We start from the raw sequence: 15,909 nt of genomic DNA on the forward strand, positions 1-15,909 counted from the left end.
CTAATGTTTAAGTGTAATTAATGTAATTTATTTTGTTTGAAGTTATTCTTTTCATTACATTTGAATATGATGATGAAAAAAATAATGAAAAAAGCCCCCGATAATTCCCCGAAAAACTATGGACTCTATCAACCTGAATTTGAGTTTGATTCCTGTGGAGTTGGCTTTGTAGCCAATATAAAAGGAGTAAAGAGTTATAAAATTATAAGTGATGCCATTACCATGCTCGAAAATATGGAGCATCGTGGTGCTACAGGATATGAAAGCAATACAGGCGATGGTGCCGGAATTCAGATTCAGATCCCACATGAGCTTTTGTATGATGAAGCATTAAATTATGGAACCGATTTGCCGGGACCTGGTTATTATGGAGTAGGAATGTTATTCTTTCCTCAGAATAATTTTATCAGAGAAGAATGCAAAGAAATCATAGCACAATCAGCCGAAAAACTAAATCTTAAAATCCTAGGATATCGTCCGGTTCCGGTAAATAATATAGAATTGGGTGATTTGGCAAAAAGCGTTGAACCTGTAATGGAAATGTTATTTGTAGAACGTCCTTTTGATATTGAAACCGAAAAAGATTTTGAACGGAAACTTTTTGTTTTCAAAAATTATATTTCTCACCAAAGTACAAGCGTTACCAATAATGATCCTATAGGCTTTTATGTAGCTTCGTTTTCCTGTAAAAAACTGATTTACAAAGGTCAGTTAAGAAGTATTCAAATCAGAAATTATTTTAAAGATCTTACAAATCCTAAAATTCGTTCTGCATTTGGAATGGTACATTCACGCTTTGCAACAAATACGTCGCCCACTTGGGGGTTGGCGCAGCCCTTTAGATTTTTGGCCCATAATGGGGAAATTAATACCATTGGGGGAAATCTTAATTGGCTAAAGTCTTCTGAAAAAGTATTTACAAGTCCGTTGTTTACTCCACAAGAGATGGATATGATTCTTCCTTTAACAAAACCGGGGCAATCTGATTCTTCCTATCTTGACAATATGGTTGAGTTGCTTTATCATTCCGGACGATCCCTTCCGCATACGATGATGATGTTGATTCCCGAAGCATGGGATGGTCATACTCAAATGGAGCAGTATAAAAAAGATTTCTATGAGTTTCATGCCTGTTTAATGGAACCTTGGGATGGTCCGGCCTCTATATCATTTACGGATGGAGATATTATTGGAGCCACTTTAGATAGAAACGGATTGCGCCCTTCAAGATATTGCGTAACCTCTGATGATTTGGTGGTCATGGCTTCAGAATCTGGAGCGTTGTCTGTGGATCCTAAAAAAGTAATTAAAAGAGGCCATCTTCAGCCCGGAAAAATGTTCTTAGTCGATTTAAAAAAAGGAAAGATTATCAGTGATGATGAGCTGAAAAAAGAGATTTGTACTTCTCAGCCTTATCATGAATGGTTGGACAAAATGAAAATCAATATTGATGAATTACCCAATCCTAAAATCCGGTTTAATAAACTCGAGTCTGAGGATATTTTTAAGAGTCAGAAAGTATTTGGATATTCACGGGAAGACCTTGATGTAGTCATTAAAGAAATGGCTTCTAATGGTAAAGAACCAATTGGATCTATGGGGTTTGATGTGCCTTTAGCGGTGTTGAGTGAAAAGCCTCAGCATTTAAGTTCTTATTTTAAACAGCTATTTGCACAGGTAACCAATCCTCCTATTGATCCGATCCGTGAAAAGTTGGTGATGTCTTTAAAAACCATTATCGGTGGAAATGGAAATCTTTTAAAAGAGGATAAAAATTTCGCCCATTCTATTAAGCTGGAAAATCCGATTATTAATAATAAACAACTTGAAAAATTAAGAAGTGTAGATACCGGAAAATTTCAAGCGAAAACCATTTTTACGTATTTTAATGCTGACGGTAAACAAGGAAGTTTGAAAAAAGCGGTGGACCGACTTTGCAGATATGCCGTGGATGCCGTAGATGATGGTTTTGAAGTGATCATTCTTTCCGATCGATCATTAGATTCTCAGCATGCTGTGATTCCTTCTCTGTTGGCGTGTTCGGCGGTTCATCACCATTTAATCAGAAAAGGAATTCGTAGAAAAATTGGCCTGGTGATGGAAGTAGGTGATGCTTGGGAAGTTCATCATTTTGCAACTTTACTTGGGTTCGGCGCAACGGCAATTAACCCGTATCTGGCGTTGGCAAGTATTCGACAGATGTTTAATGAAGGAGCATTTGGAGAAAATAACGACTTGGAACAACTGAAAGAAAATTATAAAAAAGCAGTCGGAGATGGACTTTTAAAGATATTTTCAAAAATGGGAATTTCTACATTACAGTCTTATCACGGTGCTCAGATCTTTGAGATTATAGGATTGAATAAATTAGTAGTAAGTACTTGTTTCACAGGAGCCGTTTCGAGAATTGAAGGAATTGGTTTTGATGAAATTGCAAAAGAAGCTTTGATTAAACATCTTGATGCGTATGGAAAAGATGCGGTAAAGTATATTTTAGATACGGGAGGAATTTATCAATGGCGGCATAACAGTGAATACCACCAGTATAATCCCCAATCCGTTCATTTTTTACAACAGTCTACCTGGAATAATGATTATAGTATTTTTAAAAAATATTCAAGGCTTATTAATCAGCAAACAGATAATGCATCGGTATTGAGAGGGTTGTTGGAATTTAAAAATGATAGAGAAGCCATTCCTTTGGAAGAAGTGGAATCTGTTAAGAATATTTTAAAACGCTTTGCCACAGGAGCGATGTCTTTTGGTTCTATTTCTTGGGAAGCACATACAATGCTGGCCATTGCGATGAACAGAATCGGTGCTAAAAGCAATACCGGAGAAGGCGGAGAAGATGAAGATCGATATATTCTTAATGAAAATGGGGATAATTTACGGTCAGCCATTAAGCAGATTGCTTCTGGAAGATTCGGAGTGACGGCTAGATATCTGGCTGAAGCAGACGAAATACAAATTAAAATGGCCCAAGGAGCAAAACCTGGAGAAGGTGGGCAATTACCTGGAGATAAAGTTGATTCATGGATTGGTAAAACGAGACATTCAACGCCGGGAGTTGGGCTGATTTCGCCACCACCACATCATGATATTTATTCTATTGAAGATTTAGCACAGCTTATTTTCGATTTAAAAAATGCCAATCGTGAGGCGGTAATTTCGGTAAAGCTTGTCTCAAAAGCAGGCGTAGGAACAATTGCTTCGGGAGTAGCTAAAGCAAAAGCAGACCATATTTTAATCTCAGGATATGATGGTGGAACTGGTGCTTCTCCGTTAGGCTCTATGCGCCATACAGGTTTACCTTGGGAGTTGGGGTTGTCTGAAATGCATCAGACGTTAATTAAAAATAAGTTGAGACAGCGAGTGACAATTCAGGCAGACGGGCAGGTTAAAACAGGTAGAGATCTAGTGATAGCCACATTATTGGGAGCAGAAGAATGGGGGATTGCCACCTCAGCACTTATTGTGGAAGGTTGTATTTTGATGAGAAAATGTCATTTGAATACATGTCCTGTAGGGATAGCCACTCAAAATAAAGAATTAAGAAAAAAATTCAATGGAAAGGCGGAGCATTTGGTGAATTATTTCACTTTTCTTGCCATGGAAGTTCGCGAGATTATGGCGAGCTTAGGTTTCAGAACGATTGATGAAATGGTGGGGCAGTCGCAATGCCTTGAGAAAAAATCAGATATTAAATTCTGGAAACATCAGCATATAGATGTAAGCAGGCTTCTTCAAAAAATAGAAACAGATTTACCGATTATTAAATCTGAAAAACAAGATAAAGATTTAGATACTTCGATCTCTTGGAAAATGTTGGAAGCAGCTCAGGAGGCTCTTCAAAACAATACTACAATGGAAAAAGGGTTTGAAATTAAAAATACCGACCGTACCGTAGGAACCATTCTTTCTCATGAACTGACCAAGATTTATAAATCTGAAGGAATGAAAGATGATTCTTTAAAGTTTAGCTTTAGAGGAACAGCTGGGCAAAGTTTTGGAGCCTTCTGCAATAAAGGAATCACAATGATGCTGGAGGGAGATGCCAATGACTATTTCGGAAAAGGACTTTCAGGAGCGAAGTTGGCTGTTTTTCCAGATAAAGAAGCAATCATTAAAGCTCATGAAAATACGATTATTGGAAATGTAGCACTGTATGGAGCAACTTCAGGGAAAGCATTTATCAATGGAATGGCAGGTGAGCGTTTTGCCGTTAGAAATTCTGGTGCAATTGCCGTAGTTGAAGGAATTGGAGATCATGGGTGTGAATATATGACAGGAGGAACCGTCTTGGTTTTAGGAAGTGTCGGACGAAATTTTGGAGCAGGAATGAGCGGTGGTATTGCCTATGTTTGGGATACATCTAAGGTGTTAAAGAAGAACTTCAACCCTGATATGGCCGATTTGGAGGAGATTACCAAAGAAGATGAAACACTGATTCTGAGTTTGATTCAAGAGCATTTTGAAAATACCGGAAGCCAGTTAGCAAAATATTTATTGAGTGATCTGGAAAATAATGTTAAATATTTTATCAAAGTATATCCTAGGGATTATAAAAAAGTAATTGAGAATCAGCTAAATATTGTTAAGTAATGGGAAAGACAGATGGATTTTTATTGTATGAGCGGGAGCTTCCTTCTAAATTAAAAGCCGAAGAAAGGGTAAAGAACTATGAAGAATTTATTCAGAAACCTTCAGATGATCAACTGAATTGTCAGGGAGCGAGATGTATGAATTGTGGGATTCCCTTTTGCCAGAGCGGTTGTCCTCTTGGAAATTTGATTCCGGAGTTTAATGATGCGGTGTATCAAAAACAATGGGAAAAAGCATATAATGTTTTAATATCAACCAATAATTTTCCTGAATTTACGGGGCGGGTTTGTCCGGCTCCATGTGAAAGTTCATGTGTTTTGGGAATTAATGATGATCCGGTAACGATTGAAGAGATCGAGAAAAATATTATTGAAATTGCTTTTGAGAAAGGATTTGCCAAACCAAGAATTCCGGAATTTCGAACAGGAAAGAAAGTGGCGGTTGTTGGTTCAGGACCTGCGGGTTTAGCAGCGGCGTATCAATTAAATCAATTAGGGCATTCGGTTACTGTTTTTGAGAAAGATCCTGAAATAGGAGGATTGTTAAGATTTGGAATTCCTGATTTTAAATTAGATAAACATATTGTGGAACGCCGTGTTCAATGGATGAAAGAGGAAGGAGTAAAGTTTCGTACGAACGTAAATGTAGGAGCAGACTATTCTGCAGAACAATTGAATCGTAGTTTTGATGCGATTGTTCTGGCCTTAGGAAGTACGGTTCCTAAAAAACTCTTGATTCCTAATTATGATGCTAAAGGAATTTACTTTGCAATGGATTTCTTGAAACAAAGTAATAAAAAAGTAAGCGGAATTTCTTTTGATGAAGAAGAGATCAACGCAAAAGGAAAAAAAGTAGTCGTAATAGGAGGTGGTGATACCGGATCTGATTGTATAGGAAACTCTAATCGCCAAGGTGCTGAGGTGGTGTACCAAATTTATTATAAGCCTATGCAGCCAACAGAAAGAGACGAAACCATGCCTTGGCCAACATATCCTGCTCTTTTACAGATTACCTCATCGCATGAAGAGGGTTGTGATCGTAAATGGTCGGTAAATTCTAAAGAGTTTATAAAAGATGAACAAGGAAATTTGAAAGGGGTTCGTCTTGTTGAAGCAGAATGGACAAAAAATCCAGACAGTGGCAATTGGAATCTATATACTGAAAAGCCAAATTCTGAATTTATAATTGAATGTGACCTTGCGTTTATAGCATTGGGATATACCCATGTAGAACATAAAGGGCTTGTAGAAGCCTTGGATATTCATCTGGACCCAAAAGGTAATCTTATAGGTAACGATAAAGAATATAGAACCAATCAGAGCAAAGTTTTCTCTTGTGGTGATGCCAGAAAAGGTCAAAGTTTGGTAGTTTGGGCCATCGCGGAAGGAAGACAATGCGCTGAGAAGGTCAACGAATTTTTAAAAATAGAATCTTGAGGTTTACTTCAAGATTCTATTTTCTCAATTTACTGAATGAATACATCAGATAAAACAAAAACGGAAGAATAAACAATGAGCCCAACATCAATGCCCAGCCCAAGGCTGAAATTGTTTTTGGTGCTGCTACATGGTATAGTAAAGACAGATGATCACCGTTTCCTAATAAAATAATATTCGGATTATGTTGATAGGTTGCTGCAACCAAAATCATAATAATTTGAAATCCTGCCAATGCTCTTACAGGAAGTAGTTTTCTGCTGTTCATAGCACGTAAGATCAATCCCAAAGCAACCGTTGCAAAAAAGATCGCCATAATTCCCAGAGGCTTTGAGAAAACCCAAGTCACCAACGGAATATTTGAAAGATGAGCGGTTAAAAATACCAATGCTCCGGTAATAACCACAAAAATCATTGTCTGTTTTGATTTTTTGATCATTAAGCCTAATTCCAGTCTGTCTGTCGTTTCTCTTAATGCGAAAACGGAAGCCAGATACGCACACAATGAAATGGTGAAAAATCCTACTGCGACTCCAAACCAATTAAGCCAGCTGAAGATATATAAATCTAAAAATGTTGTAGCATCAGGATTAATAGATCCGGAAACTGTTGCAGCAGCAATTAATCCCAAAAAGAAAGGGGTTAAAAAGCTGGCATAATAGAAAATATGAGTATACAGCACCTGCCATTTGTCTTGTACCGCATCGTAATGTCTGAAAGTAAATGCAGTTCCTCTTGCAATAATTCCTAAAAGAAGTAATACTAAAGGAATATGAAGGTAGGTAGAAAGGGTAGTGTAGATTTCTGGAAACCCTACGAAAAGAATTACAATAGCAATAATCAACCACATATGATTGGCTTCCCAAACCGGTGCAATAGATTCATACATGATTTCTTTCGTTTTATGGCGGGCTCTTTTTTTGGTGAAAAGCTCAACAATTCCTGCCCCGAAATCAGCACCACCTAAAATTACATACAAGCAAATGGATAGCCAAAGAAAGCCGATTACAACGTAGATCATGATTTGTTATTTTTATCGTTAAACTGAGCGTCGGTAGGGTCATACAATTTCGGAACCATGTGGATCTGTCTTTTCAAAAGAAAGATGATAATTAATGATAAAGACACAAAGATGGCCGTAAAAAAGTAAAATGAATATTGAATTCCGGGCATCGGCGTTACGGCGTCTACTGTTTTCATAATTCCGTAAATAATCCAGGGTTGTCTTCCTACCTCAGTAACTGTCCAGCCCGCTTCTAAAGCGATATATCCGAAAGGAGTGGCGAAGAAAAATGTTTTTAACAGCCAGTTTTTAGTCAGCCATTCTTTCTTGAAGAAAACAGCATATAAATAAACCATACCTATACAAATCATCACAACTCCGAAGAAAATCATAATCTGAAATGCATAGTGAACAACAGCAACCGGAGGCCATTCATCTCTTGGGAAATCCTTCAGACCTTTTACTTCCGAATTAAAATCATTGCTTACTAAAAAGCTCAGTACTTTTGGAATTTTTAACGCATATTTCACTTCGCCTTTTTCTTCATCAGGAATTCCTCCCAACACAAATGCGGCTCCTTTTTCTGTTTCAAAATGAGCTTCCATGGCGGCTAATTTAATGGGCTGTCTTTCTGCAACAGATTTAGCAGCAACATCACCTGTTAAAGGAGCACCAAAAGCACCAATCAATGCAAATCCTGCTGCAATTTTAAAAGCTTTCGTATGGAATTCAACATTTTTCTTTTGCATGATTAAATAAGCATGCACTCCCGCTACCACAAAGCCTGTGGCACAAAATGCGGCAACGGTCATATGGAGCGCCTGTGGAAACCAAGCATCATTAAACATCGCTTTTATAGGATCTATGTTTACATATTGTCCGTTAATATAATCAAAACCTGAAGGAGAATTCATCCAGGCATTGGCGGCAACTACCAGAATTCCTGAAGCCAATCCGCTCAATCCGACTAAAAATCCGCAAAACCAGTGAAACCATTTGTTGAATTTATCCCAACCATACAGGAAAAAACCAATCGCAATGGCCTCGATAAAAAAGGCGGTTCCTTCAAGAGAAAAAGGCATTCCGAAAATAGGTCCGGCATGTTTCATAAATCCGGGCCATAGAAGTCCTAATTCAAAAGAAAGCATCGTTCCTGAAACGGCGCCGGTAGCAAATAAGATCGCAACCCCTTTGCTCCAGGCTTTGGTGAGCCCTTTATAGATTTCATTATTGGTTTTTAAATATTTCCAGTGGGCAAAAGCCATTAAGAAAGGCATCACCATACCTACACAGGCAAAAACAATGTGAAAACCTAGGGATATGGCCATTTGGGCACGAGCTGCAAGGAAGTCGTCCATAATAAACAATTTTTGAATAAATAAATTTACGTATAAATTATGGATGTTTGATATGATTTAAAACAGTTGAGGTTCTGGAAATACATTTTAACTTTGATTTTTTCAATTAAAATTTTACGTAATAAACGCTTTAAAATTCTACGTTTTTTGACACTTTTTAACTTTGATAAATCGAAAAAAATCACGATATTTGTAGGTCTTTGCATATAGCAAGATTTTAACATTTAATATGAGTCAAAAACAATATACAGCTAGTAGTATCCAAGCCTTAGAAGGGATGGAACACGTTCGATTAAGACCATCTATGTACATTGGAGATGTAGGAGTAAGAGGTCTTCATCATTTGGTTTATGAAGTAGTAGATAACTCTATTGATGAGGCTTTGGCAGGGCATTGTGATACCATTAAAGTAACCATTCATGCTGGAGAAAGCATCTCTGTAAAAGATAATGGTAGAGGTATTCCTGTAGATTTTCACGAAAAAGAACAAAAATCTGCTCTAGAAGTTGTAATGACTAAAATTGGAGCCGGAGGAAAATTTGATAAAGATTCTTACAAAGTATCCGGAGGTCTTCATGGAGTTGGGGTTTCTTGTGTGAATGCACTTTCAACTTTATTAATAGCTACGGTAAGCCGTGATGGAAAATTATATCAACAAAAATATTCAGAAGGTAAAGCATTAGCAGATGTTGCTGAAATAGGAACTACCGATGAGAGAGGAACTGAGGTTTTCTTTCAACCGGATGGAACAATCTTCCAGGAGCTTGTTTATAACTACGATACGCTTGCTACAAGATTAAGAGAATTGGCTTTCCTTAATAAAGGAATTACCATTACACTTATTGATGAAAGAGAGCCTAACGAAGACGGATCATTTCCTTCGGAGATTTTCCATTCTGAAGGGGGATTAAAAGAATTTGTTGAGTATATCGATGGAAACCGTGAGTCTATTATGGAGCACGTAATTTTCATGGAAGCAGAAAGAGATGATATTCCTGTAGAAGTTGCAATGCGTTACAATACTTCATTCAGCGAAAATCTTCACTCTTATGTTAATAATATCAACACGCATGAAGGAGGTACTCACTTAGCAGGTTTCAGACGTGCTTTAACGAGAACTTTGAAGAAGTATGCGGATGATTTAGGAATTCCGGCTAAAGAAAAAGTAGAAATTACAGGAGATGACTTCCGTGAAGGATTAACAGCCGTGATTTCTGTAAAAGTAATGGAGCCTCAGTTTGAAGGACAAACGAAAACGAAATTAGGAAACTCTGAAGTTTCTGGTGCGGTTGATAAAATTGTAGGAGAAATGCTTTCTAACTTCTTGGAAGAAAATCCTAACGAGGCTAGAATTATCGTTCAAAAAGTTGTTTTAGCAGCAAAAGCTAGACAGGCAGCGAAAAAAGCCCGTGAAATGGTTCAGAGAAAATCACCAATGGGTGGTTCTGGTCTTCCGGGGAAATTATCTGACTGTTCATCTAAAGACCCCGCAGAATCTGAACTGTTCCTAGTGGAGGGAGATTCAGCAGGTGGAACGGCAAAACAAGGCCGTGACAGACATTTTCAGGCTATTTTACCTTTGAGAGGTAAGATCTTGAATGTTGAAAAATCAATGCTTCATAAAGTATATGATAACGAGGAAATCAAGAACATTTATACCGCTCTTGGAGTTTCTGTAGGTACAGAGGAAGATAGTAAGGCATTAAATATCGCAAAATTAAGATACCACAAAGTGGTGATCATGACCGATGCTGATATTGACGGTTCTCACATTTCAACTTTGATTCTTACCTTCTTCTTTAGATTTATGAAAGAGCTTATTGAGAACGGATATATTTATATTGCTCAACCTCCTTTGTATTTATTAAAAAGAGGAAACAAGAAAGTATATGCTTATAACGAAAAAGAACGTGAAGAGTTTACATTGGAAATGTCTCCGGATGGTAAAGGGGTAGAGGTTCAGCGTTATAAAGGTCTTGGAGAGATGAATCCTGAACAACTTTGGGAAACAACTCTAAACCCTGAACACAGAATCTTGAAGCAGGTAACAATTGATAATGCAGTAGAAGCAGACAGTGTATTCTCTATGTTGATGGGAGACGAAGTTCCACCAAGAAGAGAATTTATCGAAAAGAATGCAAAATATGCTAAGATTGATGTTTAATTAATTTTTAGCGATAGAAAAATAGAAAGACTTCAGAAATGAAGTCTTTTTTTTGTTTTTGTTAATGTCTTATTAAAAATGTTAAATTATAGAAAAACATTTCTTGGATATGTGAAAAAATATATATTTGTCTCATAAAAATACAAATAGAAATGAAAAAATTATTCATGCTTGCCTCTATGGCAGGATTGTTTACTATTGTAAACGCACAGATTGGTATTAATACTTCAGCCCCACAAGCTTCATTAGATGTTACAGGGAAACCTGCTACTCCTTCAAGTTTAGATGGAATTATTCCTCCAAGAATTACAGGAAACCAGTTAAGAGCTAAGACTTATACTGCTGCTCAAACAGGAGCGCAAGTATATGTAACAACAGCGGATTCTGCTCCGGCAGGACAAACTGTAAACGTTACTACTGCAGGGAATTACTATTTTGACGGAACAGTTTGGAAACATTTGGTAGATGCTATTAATACGTTACCCAATGGTACCGGAAGTGTTATTATGATTAATGGGGTATTGCAGGTAGCACAGGAGATGTCTATGAGACTAGCTAATGACTGGACTATTCCTACAAGCTCAGATAATCCTACAGGAGCCACAAACCGAAATCCAATTGGACAAATGACGGTTAAATTAATTGATAACTATAATACTTTTACAGGTACTACTTCTACAAATTCATTCACTGTAAAGAACGATGGAACGTATTTAATAAGTATGAACTTTCCCATACAGGTGCAAAGTGGAGGGCCATTAAGTGGGAATCTCTATTACGGAATATTTAATGTTACGGATAATACATGGAATGCTTTCGGCTTAGATACAGTAGTTAATTTGGGTGTTGGACAAGTAAAAAATTACAGCTATTTAGTATCTATGGATTTATTAGCTTCTAAGACTTACTCATTTTATATAGGTCAACAAACAAGTAATACGGCTACTTTATTAATGAGAGGATTGTCAACGATAAACGGTAATAATTCATTAACCTTCTTTTCTGTAAAACGACTAAAATAAAATACTTTTACTATAAGCTTAAAAAGACTTCAGTAATGGGGTCTTTTTTTTTTATTCATACTTTATGAAATGAGTTAGTGTAGATATAAGTGTTTTTATTTATAGTTGATGAATAGGACTGCAAATTCATTCACTGTAAATCATGATAGAAATTATTGAATCAAGAATCAAACTGAATGAACATTAAGGGGATGCTATTTTTATCAGTCAATAAAAGGCTAATTTTCTGCTTATTAAGGAGAAGACTATATATCATAAACAGTAATAACTCGTTAAACTTATTTTTTGTAAGACTCGCCAAGTAAAACAGGGATTATTATGGATCAAATACACGATTATTGAGGTATTTTTTTTATGATTATAAATTAATTTTAACACTTATTAAGATTTCACTACTTTTGCATAATTTTAATAACCATGATGAAAATATTCTGTATTGGGGCTTTCTCTATCGCTTCCCTGTACTATGCGCAAACGTATCCTGCTTCGGCAATACCGGAGAATTTAAAGAAGAATGCGAATGTTGTTGTCCGAAAAGATTTTACAACGATTCTGATCAATAAGATTGATGAAATAAAATACCAGTATAACAAAGTGACAACGGTTCTCTCCAAAGATGGAGATGAGAAAGCCATTGCTTATATTCCTTATGAAAAAGGCGATCAGATCTCGGATGTGAAAGTTATTGTGTATGACGAATCCGGGAAGAAAATAAAATCATATTCAAAGTCTGATTTTGGTGATTTTGCGAATAATTCACAAGGCGTTTTTTATTCCGATAATAGGTTTTTAAGTTTAACATATACTCCGGTTCAATATCCGTATACTATTGAATTTTCTTATCAGATTTCGGATGAAAACACCGTTTTTATGCCAGATTTTATTCCTTTTTCCACGATCAATACTTCGGTGGAAGAAAAACAGGTGAAGATCATTAATAAATCGGGTATTGATCTTAGAACAAAGATTTATCCTTCAAAATATAATTACACTTCAGTAATAGAAAATAATTCCGGAACAGAAAAAACATATACCTACAAAAATGTTTTAGCAATTGATGAAGTTAATTTAGTGCCGCAACCTGAAAAAATACTTCCGAAAGTAAGTTTTGCATTGGCAAAATTTAATCTGGAAGGAAAACAGGGGAACCTCACCACTTGGTCCGATTTCGGTTCTTGGTATTATAATAGTATTTTACAGCCTGTTTCTGTTTCTACACCGACTATTAAAGCTGAGGTTACAAGCCTTAACCTACAAGGTTCTACAGAAGAGAAAGTGAAAAAACTCTATCAATATATGCAGGCGAAAACAAGGTATATATTTGTTGCATTAGGAATTGGAGGCTGGCAACCCATGCTTCCTGATGAGGTGCATAAAAAAGGATATGGAGATTGTAAAGGATTGACGAATTACATGAAAATTCTTCTTGATGAGGCGGGCATTCCTTCCTATTACTCAGTAATTAATTCTAGCTCTTCTGATATTTCTTTTGATCCTGATTTTCCTAAAATGGGAGGGAATCATGTTATTTTAATGGTGCCTACAGAAAAAGGAAACATCTGGCTTGAAAATACGTCTCAACAAACCGCTTTTAATCATTTAACGTATAGAACAACAGACAGAAATGTTCTTTCGATCAAAAAGAATGGGATAGAATTGATGAATACACCTAGTTCTTCAGCTGATAAAAACAGAGAAAAGCAGATATTAAAAGTAAAGGTTAATGAAGATAATAGCCTAACGGGAGAAGGTGAATTTTCTTATACCGGAAGTCAATATGATTTCAATTTAGGTTTTGCCAATCTATCTCCAAAAGAAAAGAATGAAGCGGTAAAAACACGATTAAGTGCATTGAATTTTGAGAAAGTTGAAATGAAAAACTTTGTGAATGATCGTGATCATGCTGTTGCTACCTACAACTTAGATTTTAAAGCGAACAATTATTCTAAAAATGCGGGAAGCAGCATGATATTCAGAGCGGTACCGATATTTTCTAATGCTGTTTATAAAACAGAAGAAAATAGAGAGCTTCCTTTTGAAATAGGACAGTCTTTTGAAGATGAATATGAAATTAATTTTGCGATTCCTACTAACTTCAAAATAGATGAGATTCCTAATGATGTTACTTTCAATTCTGAGTTTGGAACGTATGCATTAAGTTTTGTAAAGAACGGAACCCAGCTGAAGGTGAATAGAAAAATTCGTATTAATAAAGGTATTTATCCAAAAGAGAAGTATAACGATTATATCAGTTTCAGAAAAAAAACAATAAACAACGATAACTCAAAAATTCTAATTACTAAGATCTAAGCATGAAAAAAATAGTGTTAATTGCCTTTTGCACAATAAATTTAATATTTATTGATGCTCAAAAGCATGAATTTCTAAATCCTCCAAAGTTTAATGATGCAGATTTATCCAAGCAAAAATCAGGATTGGATGAAAATGCTCCCGCTGAAATTTTATATAAATCTCAGCATTTTATGATTGATACCTCTACGGGACTTCTTTATAAGAAAGCTTTTTACAGAGTTAAGATCTATGATAAAGATAAGGCGGAAGATTGGTTGAATTTAGAAATTCCTCTTTATAAAAACGGAAGTAGCGAAGAAAAACTGAATAAAATAAAAGCGTTTACCTACAATTTAGAAAATGGAGTGGTAGTACCCACTAAAGTAGAGAAAAGTTCAAAATATAAAAGTAAGGAAAGTAAATACCTTTCCATAACCAAATTCGCATTTCCGAATGTGAAAAATGGATCTGTTATTGAGTATCAGTATGAAGTTGCTTCTCCATTTTTATTTGCTATTCCTGAAATAATTATAGAAGGAGATACCCCTTCATTATATACAGAATATGTTTTGGAGAACCCTCTAAATATTTCTTATAATATTAATTATACTGGTTCATTGAGTCCTAAGCATAGAATTATAGAAGAAAAAATTTTATATGGAACGCAATATAAAACCTACAGATTTGGATATGAGAATCTCAAAGGTTTTAAAACTGAAAAGTTTGTTAAAAACGATAAAAACTATAGAACGAAAGTAAGTGCAGAATTAAATTCTACAAATTTTAAAGAACTAAAACTCTATTCATCTTCTTGGGAAGAGATAAAAGAGAGACTGTATCAGAATGAAGATTTCGGCGGAGAGTTGAAAAGATCAAAGCTGGCCAAAGAAAATATGCCGGCAGGAATTGCGGACTTGAAAACGGATGTAGAAAAGGCAAATGCTATTTTTAATTATGTACAAAAGACTTTTACATGGAATAATGACAGAGGAATTTATACAGAAGATGGAATAAAAAAGATGTTGGAAACCAAAACAGGAAATGCTGCAGAAATTAATCTATTCTTGGTCATGATGCTTCGTGAGGCTGGTGTTAAGGCAGATCCGGTTCTTATTTCTACGGTAAATAAAGGATTAATTAATTTGATTTCTCCTAATGTTTCTAATATGAATTTTGTGATTGTCGCGATTGAGACTAAAGAAGGATTACATATTTATGATGCTACTTCAAAGCAGTCTTCTATGGATCAGTTGCCTCCAAGAGATTGGAATCAGTATGGAATTTTATTATCAAAAGATAAAGTAAAACAAATGCAAATGGTGAATGCTAAACCTAGTTTTACTTACCTTACAGCCAATGCAAAGATCAATGAAGATGGAAGTATTTCAGGAACCTATTCTGATAAAGATACCGGAACCTTTGCTATGTTCGTAAAAGAAAATTATGATGACAATAATGAAAAATATAAAAAGCAATACAAAGAAAATTATGCGATAGATTTTACAGACATTGATTCTAAAGTATTGGAAAGTGGAGATTTTGAAAGTACCATGAAGTTTTCTTCGGATAATTTAATAGACAGGGTAGGAAAGAAGATGATTATTAACCCGATGCTGTTTTTAAATAAAAATTCAAATGAGTTTGATCAAACAGAACAAAGAAAATATACGATTGATTTTATCTCTCCCTATACAAAAGTAAAAAAAGTGGTGTTAGAGATTCCTGAAGGATATAGTATCGAGGAACTTCCAAAAAGCAAGAAAATTGTTACTGAAGATAAAGAGATCTCCTATAATTATGTAGTTGAGCAAAAAGGAAATACGCTTGAAATTATCTCAACAACAACAGTGAATAGTGCAGATTATCCTAAAGAATATTATCCTGCGTTTAAGCAAATTTGGGGAGTCGCTTCAAAAACTGAAAATCAGGTAATAAGTTTAATTAAAAAGTAAGATTATTATATAATTTTGTAAACTCCAGATGAATATCTTAAATAGTATATCAAAATAAAAAACTTGAAAAAGTTATT

At 35.5% G+C, this 15,909-nt stretch carries 8 protein-coding genes; 6 read left to right on the forward strand and 2 right to left on the reverse strand.

Going from position 1 to position 15,909, the window contains the following annotated elements; genetic code table 11:
• Positions 1-84: 84 nt before the first annotated feature.
• Together gltB and AMQ68_RS10985 are read left to right on the forward strand one after the other, a co-directional pair.
• Entirely contained in the window at positions 85-4,605 is a 4,521-nt protein-coding gene (gene gltB / locus AMQ68_RS10980; RefSeq protein ID WP_054511099.1) for a glutamate synthase large subunit, read from the forward strand.
• Positions 4,605-6,041 carry a glutamate synthase subunit beta gene (locus tag AMQ68_RS10985; protein WP_054510688.1) on the forward strand — a complete coding sequence of 479 codons (1,437 nt, stop codon included), beginning with the start codon at positions 4,605-4,607 and terminating at the stop codon, positions 6,039-6,041. Before gltB ends, AMQ68_RS10985 begins: the two co-directional genes overlap by 1 nt.
• Before the next feature lie 16 nt (positions 6,042-6,057).
• Here the strand turns inward: AMQ68_RS10985 and AMQ68_RS10990 are convergent, their stop codons facing one another.
• Both AMQ68_RS10990 and AMQ68_RS10995 read right to left on the reverse strand, forming a co-directional pair.
• Positions 6,058-7,062: a cytochrome d ubiquinol oxidase subunit II gene (locus AMQ68_RS10990; protein ID WP_054510689.1), complete on the reverse strand. Its 1,005-nt coding sequence runs from the start codon at positions 7,060-7,062 to the stop codon at positions 6,058-6,060.
• Entirely contained in the window at positions 7,059-8,402 is a 1,344-nt protein-coding gene (locus AMQ68_RS10995; protein ID WP_054510690.1) for a cytochrome ubiquinol oxidase subunit I, read from the reverse strand. Before AMQ68_RS10995 ends, AMQ68_RS10990 begins: the two co-directional genes overlap by 4 nt.
• 229 nt (positions 8,403-8,631) lie before the next feature.
• Between AMQ68_RS10995 and gyrB the strand changes: the two genes are divergently transcribed.
• From gyrB to AMQ68_RS11015, 4 genes are all read left to right on the forward strand, one after another.
• On the forward strand, positions 8,632-10,566 hold the full coding sequence (gene gyrB, locus AMQ68_RS11000; protein ID WP_054510691.1) for a DNA topoisomerase (ATP-hydrolyzing) subunit B: 1,935 nt from the start codon (positions 8,632-8,634) through the stop codon (positions 10,564-10,566).
• Positions 10,567-10,718: 152 nt separating this feature from the next.
• Positions 10,719-11,588 carry a hypothetical protein gene (locus AMQ68_RS11005; RefSeq protein WP_054510692.1) on the forward strand — a complete coding sequence of 290 codons (870 nt, stop codon included), beginning with the start codon at positions 10,719-10,721 and terminating at the stop codon, positions 11,586-11,588.
• Positions 11,589-12,005: 417 nt separating this feature from the next.
• Positions 12,006-13,898, forward strand: coding sequence for a DUF3857 domain-containing protein (locus AMQ68_RS11010; protein WP_054510693.1), 1,893 nt, complete (start codon positions 12,006-12,008; stop codon positions 13,896-13,898).
• Between the two features lie 2 nt (positions 13,899-13,900).
• Positions 13,901-15,832 (forward strand): transglutaminase-like domain-containing protein, encoded by a 1,932-nt coding sequence (locus AMQ68_RS11015; RefSeq protein ID WP_054510694.1) that lies wholly within the window; start codon positions 13,901-13,903, stop codon positions 15,830-15,832.
• Positions 15,833-15,909 lie beyond the last annotated feature (77 nt).

The sequence above is a fragment of the Chryseobacterium sp. ERMR1:04 genome, assembly GCF_001297705.1.
Lineage (GTDB): Bacteria > Bacteroidota > Bacteroidia > Flavobacteriales > Weeksellaceae > Chryseobacterium.

Excerpts from the sequence above, each read along its gene's own strand:
- AMQ68_RS10990 (WP_054510689.1), bottom strand. The coding sequence starts at position 7,062 with ATGATCTACGTTGTAATCGGCTTTCTTTGGCTATCCATTTGCTTGTAT.
- AMQ68_RS10995 (WP_054510690.1), bottom strand. The coding sequence starts at position 8,402 with ATGGACGACTTCCTTGCAGCTCGTGCCCAAATGGCCATATCCCTAGGT.
- AMQ68_RS11010 (WP_054510693.1), top strand. The coding sequence starts at position 12,006 with ATGATGAAAATATTCTGTATTGGGGCTTTCTCTATCGCTTCCCTGTAC.
- AMQ68_RS11015 (WP_054510694.1), top strand. The coding sequence starts at position 13,901 with ATGAAAAAAATAGTGTTAATTGCCTTTTGCACAATAAATTTAATATTT.
- AMQ68_RS11005 (WP_054510692.1), top strand. The coding sequence starts at position 10,719 with ATGAAAAAATTATTCATGCTTGCCTCTATGGCAGGATTGTTTACTATT.
- gltB (WP_054511099.1), top strand. The coding sequence starts at position 85 with ATGAAAAAAGCCCCCGATAATTCCCCGAAAAACTATGGACTCTATCAA.
- AMQ68_RS10985 (WP_054510688.1), top strand. The coding sequence starts at position 4,605 with ATGGGAAAGACAGATGGATTTTTATTGTATGAGCGGGAGCTTCCTTCT.
- gyrB (WP_054510691.1), top strand. The coding sequence starts at position 8,632 with ATGAGTCAAAAACAATATACAGCTAGTAGTATCCAAGCCTTAGAAGGG.